Origin of the sequence: Nocardioides sp. NBC_00368 (assembly GCF_036090055.1) — a bacterium.
Lineage (GTDB): Bacteria > Actinomycetota > Actinomycetes > Propionibacteriales > Nocardioidaceae > Nocardioides.
The window spans coordinates 2,372,799-2,389,762 of record NZ_CP107970.1 but is presented as its reverse complement, the minus strand read 5'-3'; the positions used below and the strand labels follow the sequence as shown (position 1 = coordinate 2,389,762).

19 protein-coding genes are annotated in these 16,964 nt (G+C 69.5%); 15 read left to right on the top strand and 4 right to left on the bottom strand.

Features of this window, described 5'->3' with window-relative positions:
• The first annotated feature begins 3 nt into the window (after nt 1-3).
• From OG984_RS11405 to OG984_RS11385, 5 genes are all read left to right on the top strand, one after another.
• Nucleotides 4-312 carry a DUF2469 domain-containing protein gene (locus tag OG984_RS11405; RefSeq protein ID WP_045550889.1) on the top strand — a complete coding sequence of 103 codons (309 nt, stop codon included), beginning with the start codon at nt 4-6 and terminating at the stop codon, nt 310-312.
• A gap of 140 nt (nt 313-452) precedes the next feature.
• On the top strand, nt 453-818 hold the full coding sequence (locus OG984_RS11400; RefSeq protein WP_328531695.1) for a YraN family protein: 366 nt from the start codon (nt 453-455) through the stop codon (nt 816-818).
• Nucleotides 818-2,401 carry a YifB family Mg chelatase-like AAA ATPase gene (locus OG984_RS11395; RefSeq protein WP_328531694.1) on the top strand — a complete coding sequence of 528 codons (1,584 nt, stop codon included), beginning with the start codon at nt 818-820 and terminating at the stop codon, nt 2,399-2,401. The genes OG984_RS11400 and OG984_RS11395 overlap by 1 nt, the downstream gene beginning before the upstream one ends.
• Complete coding sequence (dprA, locus tag OG984_RS11390) at nt 2,398-3,570, top strand: DNA-processing protein DprA (RefSeq protein WP_328531693.1); 1,173 nt, start codon at nt 2,398-2,400, stop codon at nt 3,568-3,570. The genes OG984_RS11395 and dprA overlap by 4 nt, the downstream gene beginning before the upstream one ends.
• A gap of 29 nt (nt 3,571-3,599) precedes the next feature.
• On the top strand, nt 3,600-4,562 hold the full coding sequence (locus OG984_RS11385; protein WP_328531692.1) for a tyrosine recombinase XerC: 963 nt from the start codon (nt 3,600-3,602) through the stop codon (nt 4,560-4,562).
• Nucleotides 4,563-4,714: 152 nt separating this feature from the next.
• Here the strand turns inward: OG984_RS11385 and OG984_RS11380 are convergent, their stop codons facing one another.
• Nucleotides 4,715-5,338 carry a murein hydrolase activator EnvC family protein gene (locus OG984_RS11380; protein ID WP_328531691.1) on the bottom strand — a complete coding sequence of 208 codons (624 nt, stop codon included), beginning with the start codon at nt 5,336-5,338 and terminating at the stop codon, nt 4,715-4,717.
• Nucleotides 5,339-5,759: 421 nt separating this feature from the next.
• Between OG984_RS11380 and rpsB the strand changes: the two genes are divergently transcribed.
• The 8 genes from rpsB to rlmN all read left to right on the top strand — a co-directional run bounded on the left by rpsB (nt 5,760) and on the right by rlmN (nt 12,277).
• Nucleotides 5,760-6,623, top strand: a complete 864-nt coding sequence (gene rpsB, locus OG984_RS11375) for a 30S ribosomal protein S2 (RefSeq protein WP_328531690.1) — start codon at nt 5,760-5,762, stop codon at nt 6,621-6,623.
• Nucleotides 6,624-6,672: 49 nt separating this feature from the next.
• The gene (gene tsf / locus OG984_RS11370; RefSeq protein ID WP_328531689.1) at nt 6,673-7,482 is read left to right on the top strand and encodes a translation elongation factor Ts; all 810 of its coding nucleotides are present in this window, start codon (nt 6,673-6,675) and stop codon (nt 7,480-7,482) included.
• A gap of 167 nt (nt 7,483-7,649) precedes the next feature.
• Nucleotides 7,650-8,363 carry a UMP kinase gene (pyrH, locus tag OG984_RS11365; protein WP_328531688.1) on the top strand — a complete coding sequence of 238 codons (714 nt, stop codon included), beginning with the start codon at nt 7,650-7,652 and terminating at the stop codon, nt 8,361-8,363.
• Nucleotides 8,364-8,425: 62 nt separating this feature from the next.
• On the top strand, nt 8,426-8,980 hold the full coding sequence (gene frr, locus OG984_RS11360; RefSeq protein WP_196876463.1) for a ribosome recycling factor: 555 nt from the start codon (nt 8,426-8,428) through the stop codon (nt 8,978-8,980).
• Nucleotides 8,981-9,136: 156 nt separating this feature from the next.
• Nucleotides 9,137-10,045 (top strand): phosphatidate cytidylyltransferase, encoded by a 909-nt coding sequence (locus OG984_RS11355; protein WP_328531687.1) that lies wholly within the window; start codon nt 9,137-9,139, stop codon nt 10,043-10,045.
• A 14-nt stretch (nt 10,046-10,059) separates the two neighbouring features.
• Entirely contained in the window at nt 10,060-10,563 is a 504-nt protein-coding gene (locus tag OG984_RS11350) for a histidine phosphatase family protein (protein WP_328531686.1), read from the top strand.
• A 75-nt stretch (nt 10,564-10,638) separates the two neighbouring features.
• Nucleotides 10,639-11,037: a hypothetical protein gene (locus tag OG984_RS11345; RefSeq protein WP_328531685.1), complete on the top strand. Its 399-nt coding sequence runs from the start codon at nt 10,639-10,641 to the stop codon at nt 11,035-11,037.
• 121 nt (nt 11,038-11,158) lie between these two features.
• Nucleotides 11,159-12,277: a 23S rRNA (adenine(2503)-C(2))-methyltransferase RlmN gene (rlmN, locus tag OG984_RS11340; protein WP_328532349.1), complete on the top strand. Its 1,119-nt coding sequence runs from the start codon at nt 11,159-11,161 to the stop codon at nt 12,275-12,277.
• Between the two features lie 48 nt (nt 12,278-12,325).
• On the opposite strand, the gene OG984_RS11335 is transcribed toward rlmN, so the two are convergent.
• Nucleotides 12,326-12,760, bottom strand: a complete 435-nt coding sequence (locus tag OG984_RS11335) for a hypothetical protein (protein WP_328531684.1) — start codon at nt 12,758-12,760, stop codon at nt 12,326-12,328.
• A 330-nt stretch (nt 12,761-13,090) separates the two neighbouring features.
• Here OG984_RS11335 and OG984_RS11330 point away from each other — a divergent pair, with 330 nt between their 5' ends.
• Nucleotides 13,091-14,251, top strand: a complete 1,161-nt coding sequence (locus OG984_RS11330; RefSeq protein WP_328531683.1) for a glycosyltransferase family 4 protein — start codon at nt 13,091-13,093, stop codon at nt 14,249-14,251.
• Here the strand turns inward: OG984_RS11330 and OG984_RS11325 are convergent.
• The gene (locus OG984_RS11325; RefSeq protein ID WP_328531682.1) at nt 14,226-15,338 is read right to left on the bottom strand and encodes an LOG family protein; all 1,113 of its coding nucleotides are present in this window, start codon (nt 15,336-15,338) and stop codon (nt 14,226-14,228) included. The two genes, OG984_RS11330 and OG984_RS11325, sit on opposite strands and share 26 nt — an antisense overlap.
• 121 nt (nt 15,339-15,459) lie before the next feature.
• On the opposite strand from OG984_RS11325, the gene OG984_RS11320 reads away from it, so the two are divergent.
• Entirely contained in the window at nt 15,460-16,005 is a 546-nt protein-coding gene (locus tag OG984_RS11320; protein ID WP_328531681.1) for a hypothetical protein, read from the top strand.
• A 61-nt stretch (nt 16,006-16,066) separates the two neighbouring features.
• On the opposite strand, the gene OG984_RS11315 is transcribed toward OG984_RS11320, so the two are convergent.
• The gene (locus tag OG984_RS11315; RefSeq protein WP_328531680.1) at nt 16,067-16,954 is read right to left on the bottom strand and encodes a serine protein kinase RIO; all 888 of its coding nucleotides are present in this window, start codon (nt 16,952-16,954) and stop codon (nt 16,067-16,069) included.
• Nucleotides 16,955-16,964: the final 10 nt, after the last annotated feature.

Below are 16,964 nucleotides of genomic sequence, written 5' to 3'. Positions count from 1 at the left end.
AACATGAGCGCGGAGGATCTCGAGAAGTACGAGACCGAGATGGAGCTGACCCTCTACCGCGAGTACCGCGACGTGGTCGGCATCTTCAAGTACGTCGTCGAGACCGATCGTAGGTTCTACCTGTGCAACCAGGTCGACGTGCGGGCGCGTACGGACTCGGGGGACGTCTACTTCGAGGTGTCGATGAACGACGTCTGGGTGTGGGACATGTACCGGCCGGCGCGGTTCGCGAAGGCGGTCAAGGTGCTCACCTTCAAGGACGTCAACGTCGAGACGCTCAACCCGACCGACATCGACCAGCCGCTGGACTGACGGCGCACGGCTCTGCGGGCCAGTTGCCGTCCACAGGGCGATCTCGATCCGGGGTTATCCCCAGCCGCTCCGGAACCAGCCCGGATTGTCGGTGCTCGCGATGAGTCTGGACCTCGAAGCCGAAGGGCAGGAGGTCCACGATGAGTTCAACGGCACCGGCGCGGATCGCGCTGGGAAACTACGGCGAAGCGGTCGCCGAGAGGCATCTGGTCGAGGCGGGCATGACGCTGCTCGACCGCAACTGGAGGTGTGACGACGGAGAGATCGACCTGGTCCTCCGCGAGGGCGACACCCTGGTCGTCTGCGAGGTGAAGACCCGCAGTCACGACGGCTGCGGCACCCCGCACGAGGCGGTCGACAGGACCAAGCTCGACCGGTTGAAACGGCTCGCGATCACCTGGCTGCAGCAGCACGACGTGCGAGCTCCGGGGATCCGGATCGATCTCGTCGCGGTGATGCATGCGCCCCGCGGATCGGCGCTGGTCGAGCATGTCAGGGGCCTGTGATGGGATACGCGCGAGCTCATGGCGTCGCACTTCGCGGCGCGGTCGGTCACCTGGTCGACGTGCAGGCCGACGTCTCGCCGGGTCTGGTGGGGGTGACGCTGGTCGGCCGCGCCGACAGTGTGCTGGCCGAGGGGCGCGACCGGGTGCGGATGGCGATCATCAACTCCGACCTCGAATGGCCCGCGACCAAGCGGATCACCGTGCTGCTCTCCCCGGCCGACCTGCGCAAGGGCGGCTCGCACTACGACCTGGCGATGGCATTGGCGATCCTCGCGGCCGGCGGTGAGATCGAGACGACCGGGCTGGAGCGCACGGTCTTCATCGGCGAGCTCGCCCTGGACGGCGGGCTGCGGCCGACCTCAGGGGTGCTTCCGATGGTGCTCGCCGCCTCCCACGCCGGGATCGCGCGCGTCGTGGTCCCGGAGCCGCAGGTGGCCGAGGCGCGGATGGTGCCGGGGATGGAGATCCTCGGGTTCCGCTCGCTCGGCCAGGTGGTGGCAGAGCTGCGCGGCGAGCCGGTGCCCGACGCGCCGCCGGTGGCGACCGGCACCGGCGGCAGCCTGCTCGGCTGGCGCGGCGACCGGAGGCTGGACGACATGGACATGTCCGACCTCCGTGGCATGCCGGAGACGCGCTTCGCCGTCGAGGTCGCCGCCGCCGGTGGGCATCACCTGCTGCTCAAGGGGCCCAAGGGCTGCGGGAAGACCTCGATCGCCGAGCGGATCCCGACGATCCTGCCCGACCTGTCACGCGAGGAGTCCCTCGAGGTGATGGCGGTCCAGTCGCTGGCCGGGGTGCTCGACGTCGACCGGGGTCTGCTGGTCCGGCCGCCGTTCTCGGCGCCCCACCACGACGCGTCGAAGCCCGGCATCGTCGGTGGCGGCAGCGGCCGGGTCCGTCCGGGACAGGTCTCGCTCTCCCATGCCGGCGTCCTCTTCCTCGACGAGTTCCCGCTGTTCAAGAGCGACGTCATCGAGTGCCTGCGCGAGCCGCTGGAGAGCGGCGACATCACCGTCTCCCGCGGGGAGGAGTCGGTGACGCTTCCGGCGCGTGCGCTCGTCGTGCTCGCCGCCAACCCGTGCCCGTGCGGCAACTACGACGCCTCGGTTACCAAGGACGGCTGCATCTGCCGCTCCAACGAGCGCCAGGCCTACGACCGCAAGGTCTCCGGACCGATCACCGACCGCATCGACATCATCCGCACGCTACGGCCGATGTCCGAGCAGAACCACGACCCCTGGGGCTCGGAGACCAGCGCCGACATCCGCGAACGGGTCACGGCGGCCAGACGACGCCAGCGCGAGCGCTACGCCGACTTCGGGTGGCGGCTCAACGGCCAGGCCAGCGGGATCGCGCTGCGCGACAACTGGCCGCTACCGCCGGCGGCAGAGGCGCTCATCGACTCACGGATCTTCTCCGGTGCCCTGACCAGACGTGGCGCGGTGCGTGTGCATCGCCTGGCGTGGACGGTGGCCGACCTCGCCGGCGTCGACTGGCCGGGCGTCACCGAGACCGAGACCGCGCTCGCGCTGCGCGGCGGTGGCTCGCTCACCGTCTCTGCGATCGAGGGGAGGTCGGCATGACCGCGGCACCTGTCGCACCGACCATCACCGACCTCGAGCGCGAGCGCCTGGCCAGGATCGCGCTGACCCAGCTGGTCGAGCCCGGCAGCCCGCTGCTCGACACCTGCATGGTCGGATCCACTGCGACCGAGGTCTACCGTCGCTTCGCCGAGGAGGATCCCGAGCTCGGCGACGACGGGCTCGAGGCGAGGATGCGGCTGTCCCAGATCCACCCCGACCGCGATCTGGAGCGGGCGACCAACGCCGGCTTCCGCTATGTCATCCCCGGCGACGAGGAGTGGCCCAGCCAGGTCGAGCGGCTCGCCGGGCAGGAGCCGCTCCAGCACCGCACCGGCACGCCACTGGGCCTATGGGTGCGAGGACCGCTCCTGCTCAGCGATCTCGACCGCTCGGTCGCCGTCGTCGGGTCTCGGGATGCGACCGCCTACGGTGCCGACGCCGCGGCACGGATCGCCGCAGACCTCGCGGTCAACGACTTCGTGACCGTCTCGGGGGCAGCGGTCGGCATCGACGCCGCCGCGCACCGAGGCGCGCTCACCGGTCCGCCGGGGAGCACCGTCGCGGTGCTCGCGGGCGGTGTCGACGTTCCCTACCCGCTGCGCAACCGGCGCCTGCTGGATGCGATCGCCGAGACCGGAGCGGTGATCTCCGAGATCGCGCCCGGGTTCCCCGTCACTCGCTATCGATTCCTCTCCCGCAACCGCATCATCGCCGCCCTCGCCCGGGGCACCGTGGTCGTCGAGGCGGCCGCGCGCAGCGGCTCCCTCAACACCTCCCACTGGGCCTACAGCATCAACACCCCCGTGATGGCGGTGCCGGGACAGGTCGGGGCGATGACGTCGGTCGGCACCCACGAGCTCGTACGCAGCGGCAGAGGTGTCCTCGTGACCGACGGTCTCGACGTACGCGAGCTGGTCGGCGACATGGGCGAAGCCCTCCCGGCGGAACCCCGAGGCCCCGTCCGCCGCCGCGACTCCCTCACCTCGGTCGAGAAGCAGGTCCTCGATGCCGTCCCGGTGAGCAGCCCCTCCTCACAGCTCGACATCGCGAGGTCGGCCTGCCTGCACCCGAAGACGGCCGGCACGGCGCTGTCACGACTCGAGGCGCTCGGCCTGGCCGAGCGGTTCCCCGAGGGCTGGCAGCTGGCTCCTGGCGCGGCTCGCACCTGAGCCGACCGTCAAGAACTATCCTGGCTCGGGTGAGCGCTGATCCGGAGGCAGACGCGGAGGGCGGGTCCGCGCACGCGGAGCTCTCCGAGGCCTACGCGGCGCTCCTGGGTGACTACGAACGACACCTGAGCGCCGAGCGCGGCCTCTCCGACCACACGGTCCGGGCCTATCTGGGTGACGTCCGCAGCCTGCTCGACCACGCCGGCCGTATGGGCCGCACGGATCCGGAGGCGATCGACCTGCGCACGCTGCGCAGCTGGCTGGCCAAGCAGCAGACCACCGGCCACTCGCGTACGACCCTGGCCCGGAGGGCCACCGCGGCCCGCGCCTTCTGCGGTTGGCTCGTCCGGACCGGGCGCGCCCAGGTCGACGCCGGCGCGGCCCTCGGTTCGCCCAAGGCGCACCGGACCCTGCCGCCCGTACTTCGCCCCGACGAGGTCGAGTCCCTCATCGCCGCAGCGGTCGCGGCCGCCGAGGACGGCACCGCGACCGGGATGCGCGACATCGCGATTCTGGAGATGCTCTACGCGACCGGCTCCCGGGTAGGTGAGCTCGTCGGTCTCGACCTGGACGACGTCGACTACGAGCGCCGGGTCGTCCGGGTGCTCGGCAAGGGGCGCAAGGAGCGGATGGTGCCCTTCGGTGGCCCCGCGGCCCGGGCGCTGGACCGCTGGGTCGTCCGAGGCCGCCCTCAGCTGGTCACCGAGTCCTCCGGCCCGGCTCTGTTCCTCGGTGCACGTGGCGGCCGCCTCGATCAGCGTGCCGTGCGCACCCTCGTCCACCGCCGCCTCGCCGATGTCCCCGGCGCCCCCGACCTCGGTCCCCATGGGCTGCGCCACAGCACCGCCACTCACCTCCTCGAGGGCGGCGCCGACCTCCGTTCGGTCCAAGAGCTCCTCGGCCACGCCAGCCTCGCCACCACCCAGATCTACACCCACGTCAGCAGCGACCGGCTCCGCAAGGCGTACCGCCAGGCCCACCCCCGCGCCTGACCCGCCGAGACGTCAGCCGCGTCGGCCGAGACGTCAGAAACGGCGGCCGAGAAGTGAGTTGTGGGCGGCGAGACTCGACTTTCGTCGTCCACAACTCACCACTCGGCCGCCACAACTACCGATTCGGCGGGCGCACTGTTCGGTGGTCGCGGCTACAGGACCGGGTCGCCGCGCCAGAGGGGGAGGAGCCTGACAGGCTGCGGTGCGTCGACGAGCAGCAGCGGGTCGAGGTAGACGTCGTCCGTGTTGCGGATCCATCCCCAGTGCAGACAAGCGGCGGGGAAGCAGTGGGACCCGGCGATGCCGAGCCGCCCGAGAGGAGCACCGGCCGCGACCGGGTCGCCCTCGGCCACGGTGGCGGCCACGGGCTCGTAGGTGGTCCGGGTGGCGCCGTGGTCGACGCTCACGACCGGCTTGCCCGCGATCACCCCGACGAACGCGACGGTCCCGGCCATCGCGGAGCGAACGACCGCGCCGGGCGAGCCGGCCAGGTCCACACCGCGATGCCCGGCACCCCACGGAGCGTCCGGCGGGTCGAAGCGACGGACCACCTCTGGCCGGGGAGCCAGCGGCCATTCGCCCTGAGGCACCTCCTCAGGCCCTCCGACCGGACTCGGACCCTCGCCGTGACCCACAGCCCCACCCAGCGAGGCGCCAGAGGGCGCCACCTCGGCACGTGGCATTCCGAGGGCTGGGCCTGCTGGGGCGATGAGGACGACGAGGAACAGGGCCGCGACGAGGGCGCGGGCCCGGTCGGAGAGGCGGAACGAGGTCATGACGAGCAGACAACCCCGGAACCAGGACCCGCACAACGAGCTTCGTACGTCCTGTGGACAACCCCGTCCCGAGATACCCCTGTGGACACCGATCGGCCCGCGGAGGAGCCAGCGGCGCGGGATTGGCCCGGGACACCCGTCGGCGGCTAGTCTTGGACCGGCAGCCCCCTGTGGGCTGACTTCGCACGCCAGCAGACCGCGACGGTGTCTCGCTCCGAGACGCCGGTCGCCCGCGGGCGCGGCCCTCAGTCCCGAGCATCACGCTCAGGTCGGACCGCGTGCAGGCGTCAGGGCCCATCACCACCGATGGGCGCGAAACTGAAAACCGACCGGCTCGCGACAACACCCGCCCGACCTCGAGAAACGCAAGGTCGAGCCACCAGCGGTGCACACGCGGGCCACCACCTAGGAGAAAAACATCATGGCAGTCGTGACCATGCGCCAGCTCCTCGAGAGCGGCGTCCACTTCGGACACCAGACCCGTCGCTGGAACCCGAAGATGAAGCGGTTCATCCTCACCGACCGCAACGGCATCTACATCATCGACCTGCAGCAGTCGCTGGCCTACATCGACCGCAGCTACGCCTTCATCAAGGAGACCGTGGCCAAGGGCGGCACGATCATGTTCGTGGGCACCAAGAAGCAGGCCCAGGAGGCCATCGCCGAGCAGGCGACGCGCGTCGGGATGCCCTACGTCAACCAGCGCTGGCTGGGCGGCATGCTCACCAACTTCCAGACCGTGCACCAGCGGATCAACCGCCTCAAGGAGCTCGACGAGGTCAACTTCGACGACGTCGCCGGCTCGGGCCGCACGAAGAAGGAGCTCCTGCAGATGAAGCGGGAGCGCGACAAGCTCGAGAAGACCCTGGGCGGCATCCGCGAGATGGGTCGCACCCCGTCCGCCGTGTGGATCGTCGACACCAAGAAGGAGCACCTCGCCGTCGAGGAGGCTCGCAAGCTCCGGATCCCGATCGTCGGCATCCTGGACACCAACTGCGACCCCGACGAGGTCGACTTCCCGATCCCGGGCAACGACGACGCCATCCGTGCGGTCGGCCTGCTGACCCGCGTGGTCGCCGACGCCGTCGCCGAGGGCCTCATCGCCCGCTCCGGTGGCAAGACCGAGGGCACCGAGGGCGCCACCGCCGAGGAGCCCCTGGCGGAGTGGGAGCGCGAGCTTCTCGCGACCCCGGCCGCCGAGGAGACCAAGGCCGAGGAGACCCCGGCTGCTGAGGCCGCCGAGGAGACCCCCGCCGAGACCCCCGAGGCCCCGGCCGAGGCCTGAGCCTCATCGTCCACCCAAGAGCCACTTAACAAGTCAGAGGAAGACACACATGGCTTACACCGCTGCCGACGTCAAGAAGCTCCGTGAGCTGACCCAGGCCGGCATGATGGACTGCAAGAAGGCGCTCGACGAGGCTGACGGCAACTTCGACAAGGCTGTCGAGATCCTTCGCGTCAAGGGCACGGCCAAGGCCGCCGCCCGCGCCGCGGAGCGCACCACCTCGGCCGGCCTCGTCGCCGCCTCCGGCAACGCGCTGGTCAGCCTCCTCTCGGAGACCGACTTCGTCGCCAAGAACGAGGGCTTCGTCGCCGCTGCCCAGCAGATCGCCGACGCCGCCGACGCCAACAAGATCAACGACCTCGAGGCCCTCAAGGCCGTCTCGCTCGGCGACAAGACCGTCGGCGAGACCGTCGAGGAGCTCGCCCGCACCATCGGCGAGAAGATCGAGCTCGGCCAGGTCGCCTACTTCGAGGGTGAGACCACGGTCTACCTGCACAAGAAGGCCTCCGACCTGCCGCCGAGCCTCGGCGTCCTGGTCGCCTACGAGGGTGACGAGGCGGCCGCGAAGCAGGCCGCCCAGCAGGCTGCCGCGCTCAAGGCGCAGTACCTCACCTCCGACGAGGTCCCGGTCGACGTGGTCGACGCCGAGAAGGACGTCCTCACCAAGAAGACGCTCGAGGAGGGCAAGCCCGAGGCTGCCGTCGCCAAGATCGTCGAGGGTCGGATCAAGGCGTTCTTCAAGGAGATCGTCCTGCTCGACCAGGAGTCGGTCTTCGAGTCGAAGAAGTCCGTCAAGCAGGTCCTCGACGCCGCCAACACGCAGGTGAAGCAGTTCGCCCGCTTCGACGTCGGCGCCTGAACCGAGCCTGATCCCCGCGCCGTGAGGCGTGATCAGTTAGGTTAAGCAGCAACGTACGACGAAAGGGCCGGTCCGATGAACCGAATGGTGATCATCGGACCGGCCCTTTCGCACGCCACCCCCACCGGCACCACCCCGCAAGACGTCGCCCGAGGAAAGGCCACGGCATGACCCGCTACCAGCGCATCCTGATCAAGCTGTCCGGAGAGAACTTCGGCGGTGGCGAGGTCGGTGTCGACCCCATCGTGGTCGCCTCGATCGCCAAGGAGATCGCGGCCGTCGCCGCCTCCGGCGTGCAGGTCGCGATCGTCGTCGGTGGCGGCAACTTCTTCCGCGGCGCCGAGCTGCAGCAGGCCGGCATGGACCGGTCGCGCGCCGACTACATGGGCATGCTCGGCACGGTCATGAACTGCCTCGCCCTGCAGGACTTCCTCGAGAAGGAAGGCGTCGACACCCGGGTGCAGACCGCCATCACGATGGGCCAGGTCGCCGAGCCCTACATCCCGCGCAAGGCCATGCGCCACCTCGAGAAGGGCCGAGTCGTGATCTTCGGCGCCGGCTCCGGGATGCCTTTCTTCTCCACCGACACCGTCGCCGCCCAGCGGGCCCTGGAGGTCCACGCCGAGGTCGTCCTGATGGCCAAGAACGGCGTCGACGGCATCTACACCGCCGACCCGAAGAAGGACCCGACGGCGACGAAGTACGATGAGCTCACCTTCGGCGAGGCGCTGCAGAAGCAGCTCAAGATCGCCGACGCCACCGCGTTCGCCCTCTGCATGGAGAACAAGATGCCGATCGTGGTCTACGGCGCGGAGGACGAGGGTGCGATCTACCGCATCGTCCAGGGTGAGAAGATCGGTACGCTCGTCACCGCCGGCTGAGCGGCGCGAGCCCTACGCCACCCACACCCACAACACTTACGAGCGCACAGGAGCATCTGGTGATCAACGACATCCTCAACGAGGCCGACAGCAAGATGGCGAAGTCGGTGGACTCAACGCGTGAGGACTTCGCCACCATCCGCGCCGGCCGGGCCACCCCGCAGATGTTCAACAAGATCCTGGTCGACTACTACGGCACCCCGACGCCGATCCAGCAGCTCGCCTCGTTCACCAGCCCCGAGCCGCGGATCATCAACATCGCCCCGTTCGACATCGGCGCGATGGCCAACGTCGAGAAGGCGATCCGCGACTCCGACCTCGGCGTCAACCCGTCCAACGACGGCAAGATCCTGCGCGCGGTCTTCCCAGAGCTGACCGAGGAGCGCCGCAAGGAATACATCAAGCTCGCCAAGGAGAAGGCCGAGCAGGGTCGCGTCTCGGTGCGCCAGGTGCGCCAGAAGGCCAAGCAGGGTCTGGAGAAGCTCGAGAAGGACGGCGAGGCGAGCAAGGACGACGTCACCGGCGCCGAGAAGCGCCTCGACAGCCTCACCAAGAAGCACACCGACGCGATCGACGACCTGCTCAAGTCCAAGGAAGCCGAGCTGCTCGAGGTCTGAGCCTGTGACCCTGCGACGAAGTCGCAGGGTCACAACGCGAAGAGATCGAGCGAGCGCAGCGGCTGAGCTTGCGAAGCCGCGAAGCGGGTCGAGATCTACCCGTACGCAGTCGAGATCCACGGGCGATTCGGACCGCGACCAGATAAGGACCTGAGCATGAAGGAATCCCTTGTGAGCCAGACGCCGCCGTCTCCTTCTTCGTCAGCTTCCGAGCCACCGAAGAAGGACTACGGCCGCGCCGGCCGCAACCTGCCCGCGGCGATCGGTTCCGCCGTCGTCCTGCTGGTTGCCATCGCGCTCAGCCTGATGTTCGTGAAGACGGCGTTCATGCTGATCGTCGTCGCCGCGGTCGTGGCCGCCACCTGGGAGCTCCACCGAGGCCTGATGGCCAAGGACATGGACGTTCCCGAGCAGCCGCTGATGATCGGCGGCACGGTGATGGTCCTGGTCGCCTACTTCCTGGGCGCCGACGCGCTGGTCACGGCCACGGCGGTCACCGCCCTGGTGATCATGCTGTGGGTGCTGCGCCGTGGCGTCGACGGCTACGTGCGTACGTCGGCGGCAGCCGTCCTCACCCTGTTCTACCTGCCGTTCCTGGGATCCTTCGTCGCCCTCATGCTCGGCGAGGGCGGCGGCTGGACCTCGGGCGGCCTCTCGGACGACGGCGTACGCGGCATCATCGTCTGGGTCCTGCTCACGATCATGTCCGACATCGGTGGCTACGTCGCCGGGGTCCTCTTCGGCAGGCACCCGATGGCGCCGGTGATCTCCCCGAAGAAGTCCTGGGAGGGTTTCGCCGGCTCAGTGGTCTTCACGGTCGCGACCGGCGTCGGCCTGGTCGTGTGGCTGCTCGACGGATCCTGGTGGGTCGGTGTGGCGCTCGGCGTGGTCGCCTGCGTGATGGCCGTCCTCGGCGACCTGGTCGAGTCGGTGATCAAGCGTGACCTCGGCATCAAGGACATGAGTCAGATCATCCCCGGACACGGCGGCCTGATGGACCGCCTCGACTCGCTCCTGGCGACCGTCGCCCCGGTCTGGCTGATCCTCCACTACGCGGTTTTCTGAGGGCGCGTCTTCTGATGCTCCACCTCGTACGTCACGGCCGACCCCTCCAGGTCCGCGGCGTCGCTGCGGAGCACTGGGAGCTCGATCCGGCCGGGTTCGACGACGTCTGGGCCCTGCGTGATCGTCTCCCTGCCGTCGCGGCCTGGTACTCCTCGCCCGAGCCCAAGGCGCAGCAGACCGCTCAGCTGCTCACCGATGGTGAGGTCGGCGTGGTCGACGCGCTGTGCGAGCATCGCCGCGGTGCCGCCTGGATCGATGACTTCGGGGCCACGGTCGAGCGCGCCTTCGCGGAGCCGACCGTGCCCGCGTACGACGGCTGGGAGCCGCTCGAGGAGTGCCGGGCCCGCGTGGCCAAGGCGGTGTCCGGGATCCTCTCGGCACATGCGGGCGAGGATGTCGTGCTCGTCGGTCACGGCACCGCATGGACCATCGTGGCGAGCGAGCTCACCGGCACGGCCCCGGATCTCGCCCGGTGGCGCGACCTCGGCCTCCCCGACGTGATCACCGTCGACGCGTGACCTCGGATTCCCCGAGTTCGCCACGGCAGCGATTCTTTACCAAAGACGGGCTTGGTTCGGCGCTACGGTTGAAGAGTGACCCAGCGTCCCGCGGACCTCGACGTGGACCCCGATCCAGACGTCGAGGCTGATCACGGCCCGGAGGAGGAGTCCTCGGGGTCCGGTGGGCTGTGGGCGTGGCTGCACGACTCGCACCCGACTGTGGCCGCCCTGGTCGGGTTCTATCTCGGCCTGGCGTACGCGATCCTGGTGCCCGGCACCTGGGGTGCCCTGCTGACCTGGGTCGTCGGCCAGGAGCGGGCCGAGGAGCTGTTCCCGTGGGTCGCGCTGACCCTGCTCGTGCCGCTCGCCCTGCTGATCCCGCGCAAGACCCGCCGCCTGGCCCAGTTCGTCTGGCTGGGCATCGTCCTGACCGTGCTGGTCGTGGTCGGCGTCGGCTCTCTGGTGTTCTGGATCCTGCTCAAGACGGGCTGACCGGGCGGGCCGGATCGAGGTTTCGCCGTACGCCGCACCCCGGTGGGACACTGGAGGCGTGACCGAGCCCGACCCCGTGACCGTACCTGCCCCGCACAGCCCCGAGGCAGAGGCCGCCGCGATGGAGGGGCGTCGCCTGCCGTTGGTGATGGCGCCGCCCAAGGGTCGCGGAAAGCCGCCGCGCCACCTGGCCGACCTCGACCTGGCCGGCCGCCAGGACGCGGCGAAGGAGGCCGGGCTGCCGGGCTTCCGCGCCAAGCAGCTCTCGGTGCACTACTTCGAGCGGTTGGTCGACGACCCGGCCAAGATGACCGACCTTCCGGCCAGCCAGCGAGAAGAGCTCGTCAACACCTTCCTGCCCGACCTGATGACGCCGATCCGTCAGCAGGAGGCCGACAAGGGCACCACCCGCAAGACGCTGTGGAAGCTCTTCGACGGTGCCCTGGTCGAGTCGGTGCTGATGCGCTACACCGACCGCGCCACCGTCTGCATCTCCTCCCAGGCCGGCTGCGGCATGGCCTGCCCGTTCTGCGCCACCGGCCAGGGCGGCCTCGAGCGCAACATGTCGACCGCCGAGATCGTCCACCAGGTCGTCGTCGCCGCCCGGCAGATGGCCAGCGGCGAGATCCCCGGCGGCCCGGGCCGTCTCTCCAACGTGGTCTTCATGGGCATGGGGGAGCCGATGGCCAACTACAAGGCGCTCATGGGTGCCGTACGCCGCCTCACCTCGCCCGCGCCCGAAGGCCTGGGCCTCTCCGCCCGCCACGTGACCGTCTCGACGGTCGGCCTGGTCCCGAGGATGAAGCAGCTCACCGAGGAGGGCATCCCGGTCACCCTCGCCCTCTCGCTGCACGCGCCCGACGACGAGCTGCGCAACGAGCTGGTCCCGATCAACACCCGCTTCTCGGTCGCCGAGACCGTCGAGGCCGCCTGGAACTACGCGCGCGTGACCAAGCGCCGCGTCTCCATCGAGTACGCGATGATGCGCGGCATCAACGACCAGGCCTGGCGCGCCGACCTCCTCGCCGACGTCCTCAACTCCTACGGCGACTGGGGCTGGGTTCACGTCAACCTGATCCCGCTCAACCCGACCCCGGGCTCGAAGTGGACTGCCTCCGACCCGGCCGACGAGCGCGAGTTCGTACGCCGTCTCGAGGCCAAGGGCATCTCGACCACCGTCCGCGATACGCGGGGCCGCGAGATCGACGGTGCCTGCGGTCAGCTGGCCGCCGCCGAGTAGCCGCCTGGGCCGTGTCCTCGCGCTACGAGGACTGCACGATCGGCCGGCTCAAGCCTCTGGTTCGGGCCGTTGCTCGTGGCCGCCTCGACCTCGGGTGCGGCGGACCTCCTTCAGCTCCGACTCGTAAAGGTGACGCTTGCCTTCGACGAGAGCGTCGCGAGCCTCCTTCTCCAGCCGCTTGAAGGTCGCGTAGTAGCCGTCGTCGTACTCCTCGACGATCTGAAACGTCCACCTGCCGTAGAGCACGTTGCGTCCTACCAGCTCGCGCTCGAACGTGTCCGCCAGCTCGGTGTGGCCGGCCTCGCGCAGCTGCTGGACACCCTTGCCGAGGGTGAAGTCGGCGGTGCCGGTGATGCGATGCAGTGCGTACAGATGACCTCGGGCGATCTCGATCGCTTCAAGTGCCTCACTGATGGTGCCGAGTGCCTCGACGGTGAGGTCGTCGACGCCTTCTGGCCGGATGTGCTCATCGTCGGTGGTCATGCCGCGATCGTGGCAAGACGCACGGGCGGGCGGCAACCCCTTCGTGGCCGATCGGCATCACGTACGCGGACCGGCGCCAAGGCCCGGCCCGCGTACGTCCCCCTTCACGATGCCGCGCGCAGCACAATCGCGAGCCTAGGAACGGGGGCTTACCGACTTCTGTCGGCGACGACGGTGCGATGACAGATTTCTGAGAGTCACGCAGCGTTTCCGCTGATGACACCGCCTGGACTATCTGTCGTCCGGCACGGAGTTCTGGCCACGGTAGGTTCACCGACCCGTCAACCAAGTCGGGGATCACGTTGCCGGACGGCACTCACGATCAGAAACATGAGCATCAGCCTCGATCGGGTCCCGATGGTCGCCGCCAACTCGGAGCCGCTCCGTGTCCTCATCGTCACGGAGTCGTTCCTGCCGCAGGTCAACGGGGTGACGAACTCCGTACGCCGCGTTCTGGAGCATCTCGCGGTCGACGGTCACACCGTCGAGGTCGTGGCCCCCACCGGGCCCACCGAGTATGCCGGTTTCCCGGTGACCCGGACCCGAGGTGCGACGTTCTGGGTCTACAAGGACTTCCGCGTCGGTCTCGAGACGCGGCGCAAGCTGCGCGCGGTGATGCGCCGGTTCGCCCCCGACGTCATCCACGTCGCCTCGCCCGCGCTGCTCGGCCGGCAGGCCGTGCTGGTGGCCAAGGAGCTCGGCATCCCGAGCGTAGCGATCTACCAGACCGATCTGGTGGGCTTCTGGGACAAGTACAAGGCGGTCGGTGGCCCACAGGCCGCCGCAATGCTCACCCGGCAGGCCCACTCGGCCGCCGACCGCACCCTGGCACCGAGCTCCTCGGCCCTCACCCAGCTCGAGGGCCTCGGCGTGCAGCGCACCGGCCTGTGGCCGCGTGGTGTCGACGTCGAGCTGTTCCACCCGAGCCGCGTCGACCACGACCTGCGCGCCCGGCTCGCGCCCAACGGCGAGACGATCGTCGGGTACGTCGGCCGCCTCGCCCAGGAGAAGGAGTTGCACCTGCTGGCCGCGCTGGCGCACAACCCGGCGTACAGCGTCGTGCTCGTGGGCGGTGGCCCCCAGGAGCGTGAGCTGCGCCAGCTGCTCCCGAAGGCGACCTTCCTGGGCGTGCTGCAGGGGGAGGAGCTGGGGGCTGCGTACGCCTCGCTCGACGTGTTCGTGCACACCGGCTCCCACGAGACGTTCTGCCAGGCGGTCCAGGAGGCGCTCGCCTCCGGCGTCCCCGTGGTGGCGCCGCGCTCCGGCGGGCCGCTGGACCTGGTCGCCGAGGGCGTGACCGGGTTCTTCTACGAGCCCGGCAGCCGCGACGACCTCGGCTCACATGTCGCGCTGCTCCACAACGACCCGCAGCTGCGGCTGCGGATGGGACGCGAGGCCCGCAAGAGCGTCGCGCACAAGTCCTGGGGCGCGGTCAACGCGGCCCTCGTCGACCACTACCGCGACGTCATCCGGTCACGCCGGCTGCGATGACCTCGAGGACCTCCTCGGCGGTGTCGACGAGGTGGACGTGGTCCTCCATCGCACGGCCACGGGCGAGCGCCTGCAGGAGCGGCCAGACCGGCAGCTCCTCGGTCCAGTAGCGCCGACCGACCAGCACCATCGGCGCGACCGCGCTGATGTCGGCGTAGTAGTTCTCGCAGGCGTCCTGGAAGACCTCTTGCACGGTGCCGCCGGCGCCTGGCAGGAACACGATCCCGCCGTCGCAGACCTCCAGCAGCACCGCCTCGCGGGTGGCGTTGCGGAAGTACTTCGCGATCGCGCCGGCGAACACGTTGGGCGGCTCGTGGCCGTAGTGCCACGTCGGGATCCCCAACGACCGACCGGGCCTGCCCTCGACCTGGTTGCGTACGTCGAGGGCCACCTGTGCCCAGGCCCGGATCGAGGGCCGGAACGACGGCACCGTGGCCAGCGACTCGAGCGCGTCATCCAGGGCCGTCTTCGGTGCCCCGGCGAGGAAGGCGCCGAGGTTGGCGGCCTCCATCGCCCCGGGGCCGCCACCCGTCGCGACCACGTGGCGGCTCGCCAGGTGCTGGGCCAGGCGGGCAGCGGTCGCGTACGCCTCCTCATCCCGGTGCAGCGCGTGCCCGCCCATCATCCCGACGATCCGCGTCCCCTCGTCGCGTCGTGCGCGCACCCACGCCTCGAGTGCGGAGTCGATCGCATGGTCGTGCAAGGTGATCGCCAGCTCGTCGTCGGCGTCGAGCGGCTGCTGCAGCCAGGCGTACGCCTTCGCGTCGAGGCTCCGGGCGTAGATCGGGTCGTCGTAGAGCTCCTCGGGCGTGTAGAGCCGGGAGCGGTAGACGTCGACCGGTGCCTCCGGGATCACCGGCATGACCAGCGCACCCTCGTCCTCGGCGTAGTCGACGTCCCCGGGGGCGAACGTGCACCCGAGGAACGTCGCCCCGGCGAGCTCGGTCTCGCGCAGCGTGGCAGAGCGCGAGCTCAGATCCAGTGCCCGCAGCCGCCATCCCTTCAGGCTGTCCGCCCCGGCCGCCAGGTGCCCGTCCAGCTCCGCGACGGACTCGATGTCGACGTGCCGTCCCCGGTGATGCTTCATGAGATCAACCTACCGACCGGCAGTGGGGATATCGTCTGCACACGGCCCGACATCGGGCTGCCGGTAGGGAGGTGGTCGGGTGTCGCTGGCGAGGTTCCGCCGGGTGGCACGCTCCCACCCGGTGCTGGTGGAGATCGGCGTCGGTCTTGTGGTCTTGTGCGTCTGTCTGCTCATGGCCGGGATCGCCATCCGGGAGCTGGCTGCTGACAGCACACCTGAGATCGTCACCGACGAGAAGGCGCTCGATGCGCGACGGGAGCGGCTCGCGCCGCATCTGGAGCAGGTCAACGCGATTCCGACGCCGGAAGGTCTGCGCTGGACGCGTGACGCCGACGTCGGGGAGTGCGGCTACGACTCGTCGGACGGACGGCTGGTCCAGGCGGAGGCGTGGTTCGAGTGGAAGGCGACGGAACCCGTTGCCTACGACGAGGTGAGCCGGCCAGCGGCTGTCGGGTATGTCGAGATCCTCGACCACCTCGTCGAGCACGGATGGCGGATCAGCAAGCGTGAGAATCTGAACGGCATGGTCAGCGCGGCCAACCCCGACTTCGAATCCGCCGACCTCGTGCATCCCTCAGGCGTCAAGATGCGCACACAGCTGCTCGGCGACGTGATTCTGGGACGCCTCTTCTTCAGAGGGGCTCCCAAGGTCTGTTCGCTCGCCTGAGCCACCGCGGTGTGATGCCAGGAGCGATGTTCAGGTCGCTCCTGGCATCACACGAGCGGATTCAGAAGGCGTGCGCCATCAGGTCGGCGTAGACCTCCTGCTCATCGACCTCCAGGCCCCTGGCCTGGAACCACTTCGCGACATTGGTGATGTCGCGCAGCAGGAAGTCGAAACCCAGCGGATTGCCGACGAGGTCGATGATCTGGGGGAGGTCGATGATCACGAGCCGGTCCTGCTGGGCCAGGATGTTGTAGGGCGAGAGGTCACCGTGGACCAGGCCCGCCTGCACCATCGTGGCCAGCGCCTCGACCAGCCCGTCCCACCACATCTCCAGGACGTGGCGCTCGGGGCGGGTCTGCGCGAGACGCGGCGCCGTCTCCAGCTCGCCGTTGCCGTCGTCGACCGCGATCCACTCCATCAGGATCTCGGTCCCGTCGATCTGCACCGGATAGGGGACCGGAAGGCCGAGGTTCCAGCAGCGTACGAGCGCGTTCCACTCGGCGTTGGCCCACTCGGCCTTGGCGACCTCGCGGCCGAACGTCGAGTTCTTCTTCAGCGCGCGCTCGTCACGGGAGCGCTTGACCGAACGGCCCTCGGTGTAGCTCGCGGCCCGGTGGAAGGTGCGGTGGTCGGTGTCGCGATAGCGCTTGGCGACCATCAGCGCCTCCTGCTCGGGAACGAGCGGGTCGGCGCGCACGATCAGGAAGGCGTCGGCCTCCTTGCCGGTCTTGAGAATGCCGAGCTCGGTGTCGATGGCGCCCTGAGAGGTCACCACCCAGTCCGGGCGCGGCTCCGGTCCACGGGAGAGCGGCTCTACGGAGAGCCAGGTGGACCAGCGCTGTCCGTCCTCGAGGTCGTCGTAGGCCTGGAAGTCGAAGACGAAATTCGGGTCGATCCCTGCCAGAGAGTCGGATACGGCGGGATCAGCGGAGATGTTCTCCTGAGTCACTTCGGGTGCT